The sequence below is a fragment of the Hydrocoleum sp. CS-953 genome, assembly GCF_002260545.1.
GTDB lineage: Bacteria > Cyanobacteriota > Cyanobacteriia > Cyanobacteriales > Microcoleaceae > Trichodesmium.
The window spans coordinates 1-3,194 of record NZ_LGSU01000467.1 but is presented as its reverse complement, the minus strand read 5'-3'; the positions used below and the strand labels follow the sequence as shown (position 1 = coordinate 3,194).

2 protein-coding genes are annotated in these 3,194 nt (G+C 31.7%); both read left to right on the top strand.

What is annotated here, in order from left to right; all coding sequences use genetic code 11:
- The first annotated feature begins 884 nt into the window (after window positions 1–884).
- Entirely contained in the window at window positions 885–1,871 is a 987-nt protein-coding gene (secF, locus tag AFK68_RS04690; protein WP_094671793.1) for a protein translocase subunit SecF, read from the top strand.
- Between the two features lie 898 nt (window positions 1,872–2,769).
- A complete protein-coding gene (locus AFK68_RS04685; RefSeq protein WP_094671792.1) occupies window positions 2,770–3,156 on the top strand; it encodes a hypothetical protein in 387 nt (128 codons plus the stop codon).
- The last annotated feature ends 38 nt before the right edge of the window (window positions 3,157–3,194 follow it).

Genomic DNA, 3,194 nt, shown 5'->3' with positions numbered 1-3,194 from the left:
TCTCTAAATACTGCTTCTTTTTCAGGAACCTATGATAATAAATACAGTTATTATAGGTTAGTTATCTAAAATTTCCCAATTTTCTTGATATTTAAGACTTTGACTTTTTTGAATATAACTTTATTCCAGGAGATTTAGTATGAAACTGATAGCTGAAATATGAATCCTGACAATGAAGTTTACTAATTGGAGTAAATAATTAACTATTTATAGTAAGAATTCAGCTATTAGCAGTCAATCAGCAAGAAAAACCTACGCTTAAGGAGGGGATTTCAAGAATTGATAATTGATAATGGATAATTGATAATTACCTCTCCCTAAAACGGATAGGATTGAATAAAAGGAATATTTTTTTTTGTTTCTCCACGGTGAGTGAGAGGCTTTATACCTTTATTTTTCGGTAAATAAATATAGACTTTAAGGTCAAGGGTGCTAACTTTTGTAGTCAGAAAAATCTGGCTCCATTAATAAAGCTTTCCTATACACACTAAAAGCAATAGCTGAGAGCTGACGGCTGAATGTTATATTTATAGTTACTATTTTCCTGATTATTTGAGTCTGAGAAAGGTCAAGAAAAGCAATTTACTGATTTTATACGACTTTGATAATGTGATAAATTAACCTCCAGAATGTAAGCTATAAGAATCATAATAAAACCTCTTGAGTATAGTTTTTCTCTTATTTAGCTATTTCCTACTCTCCTGTTCCTTTCTTGAAACAAGAAGGAACTATTTTTCCCTGTTGAAATAGTAGTCAGTAATCAGGAGTCAGCAAGAGTGCGATTCGCTTGGGTATATCCTTTTCCTAAGGAAATGCTAATAGCTTATAGCTTATAAAAATTTTTCCTATTCTCTAATATCCTACATCTCATTGCTTCAATAAAAATGAAAATAAGTGTTATTAAACAGCGATCGCTCTGGTGGACAATTTCCGGGTCTATTATACTTAGTGGTTTAATTGCTATGGTCATTTCTTGGACTCAGCCAGATATTGGTGCGCCTTTACGTCCAAGTTTAGACTTTGTTGGTGGTACTCGATTACAACTAGAATTAGATTGCACTATACCCAACAATTGTAATAAAGCTATTACAGTTGCTGCTGTTAGAGAAATAACAACCAACCAAGGTTTAGGCAACACAAGTATTCAAGTTGTGGGAGAAGAGAAACAAGCTCTTGACATACGCACAAAAACTTTAGATGTTGATACTCGGACTCAATTAATCACAGCTTTAAGTACAGAATTTGGCAAATTTGACCCAAATTCTACTCAAATTGATACAGTTGGTCCGACTTTAGGGCGACAAATTTTTACTTCTGGATTATCTGCTCTACTGGTCGCTTTTTTTGGTATTACTGTATATCTGACTTTTAGGTTTCAGTTGGATTATGCTGTATTTGCTTTTGTTGCCTTATTCCATGACATATTAATTACGGTTGGCATTTTCTCAATTCTTGGTTTAGTAGCTGGTGTAGAAGTAGATAGTTTATTTTTGGTTGCCTTACTAACTATTATTGGATTTTCTGTTAATGATACAGTCGTAATTTATGACCGAGTTAGAGAGGTAATTAAACGTTATCCAGGAGAATCAATTAATCAGATAGTTGATGATGCTGTAAATCAAACTTTAACAAGGTCAATTAATACAACTGTAACTACTTTATTACCATTAGTTGGTATTCTAATATTTGGTGGAGAAACTTTAAAATATTTAGCTTTGGCTTTAATTATTGGTTTTGTGGCAGGTTCTTACTCTAGTATCTTTGTTGCTAGTACACTTTTAGCTTGGTGGCGAGAGCGCATTGGAGAATCTATCCCCAACCCCTTAGAAGAAAATTCAGAATTAGTAGAAGGTCAAGAGAATACTGTTTAGATATAACTCATAACTAGAGAAAGTTATAACTTTTGTAAGCATTCAGCTATAAGTTATTAACTTATTATCTCACTCATAGGAAGAAGGAGTTAGTATCCAAGGAGAGTTAAAAGTTGCAACTACTAAAGTATACTCCTTTAATATAGAATCTGGGTAATTAGTTATCCTATTGCGCTCGGAGTTAGGAATCAGAATTCAGAATTCAGAATTCAGGAGAAAGAAAGAATTTGAATAGGATGAATTTTTAAATTGCTATTCAATAGAAAATCTATATTAAGAAACAGTAATGAGGGTAATTACTGTATAACCGGATTTTACATAACCTGAGAAGGAATTATTGATTCAAAAGCTGATTGCTGACCGCTAATAGCTGAATGCTTACTAACTTTTAAATTTTTAGAGCTAATTAGTCAACTGATCTGTTTGTGCAATATTCCCAGGAAAATACTTAATTTATTGTAGCTATCAGGAATAATTTTTCTAGTAACCTAAAAATTTCAAAACCTAAATCTAGGAAACAACTCAAGCTCTTATAGAAGTTTTCATTAAAATAGACCACAATTCTCAGAGCTGTAAATTTAAAAAATTTACAACCATTTATTTATATTTTGTCTGTAGTCTATTTGTGTGAAAAACCTCTAGTCTTAAGTTGAGAAATTAGTTCTTACAGCTTGAAAAAAATTTAAGCAACTTTTGCTAATAGAAAAAATTCTATTATGCCTTTTTTTCTTATTCTTTCAACATCCTGAAAATGTGTAAAGANAGTCTATTTGTGTGAAAAACCTCTAGTCTTAAGTTGAGAAATTAGTTCTTACAGCTTGAAAAAAATTTAAGCAACTTTTGCTAATAGAAAAAATTCTATTATGCCTTTTTTTCTTATTCTTTCAACATCCTGAAAATGTGTAAAGATGAGTCAGTTTTACAAATTCAAGTACAAAGACTCTACAGACTAATAATCTATTTTAAATGGTTGATAGTTCTGTTACTTTGGAGCAGTGTTGGTTCTTTAAGTATATGGAGTTTACGGAGAGAAATTTCTTTGTGGTTAGATCATTTTACTTGGATTTCTGTACGTTATTCCCTAGCTTATAATAAACTATCTGCTGTTGGTTTAGGTCTGTGTCTTGGTACTACAACTGCTATTTTAGTTTGGCAAAGTAGACACATTCTTTGGGGTATATCTCCAGAAGAACAAAAGCGCTTAGAACAACAAGTACGTCAGATTAATCATCAAGGTGAAACTCATCCTTTATGGAGGTGGGTAATTCAAGATAATTCAAATTAATCCATATTATGATGACAAGAGCATTTACTCTATATACT

What these genes read in the sequence shown, in the direction of transcription:
- secF (WP_094671793.1), top strand. Translation starts at nt 885, where the DNA reads ATGAAAATAAGTGTTATTAAACAGCGATCGCTCTGGTGGACAATTTCC.
- AFK68_RS04685 (WP_094671792.1), top strand. Translation starts at nt 2,770, where the DNA reads ATGTGTAAAGATGAGTCAGTTTTACAAATTCAAGTACAAAGACTCTAC.